Origin of the sequence: Paraburkholderia sp. SIMBA_053 (assembly GCF_046534895.1) — a bacterium.
Lineage (GTDB): Bacteria > Pseudomonadota > Gammaproteobacteria > Burkholderiales > Burkholderiaceae > Paraburkholderia > Paraburkholderia caledonica.
On the sequence record NZ_JAWRXU010000239.1, the window covers coordinates 1 to 357 of the forward strand.

Below are 357 nucleotides of genomic sequence, written 5' to 3' on the forward strand. Positions count from 1 at the left end.
GAGCAGATCGAAGACAGCTCTCAATACCTCACCGACGAGGATGCGCAGGCAATCGCGCGCTATCTGAAGTCGCTGCCCGCGCAAAAGCCGTCCGGGACTTACACGCCGAACGCCGATCCGGCACGTGCGTCCGTCAATGGCAACCGGGTGTCCGATGAACTGTCGCTCGGCTTTAACGTGTATCGCAGTTTTTGTGCGAGATGCCATCGCGATGACGGTATGGGCGTTCCCCACGCCTTTCCTTCGCTGGCGGGCAATCCTTCCGTATTGACGGAAGATACGACCTCGCTGATCAGGCTGGTTGTCGAAGGCGGTAATAGTCCGGCGACGCTCACGGGGCCACCGCGGCAGTCAATG

At 60.2% G+C, this 357-nt stretch carries 1 protein-coding gene; it reads left to right on the forward strand.

The features are described 5' to 3' along the window. On the forward strand, positions 1-357 hold a 357-nt coding region (locus SB753_RS35440), incomplete at both ends, for a c-type cytochrome (RefSeq protein WP_410804745.1).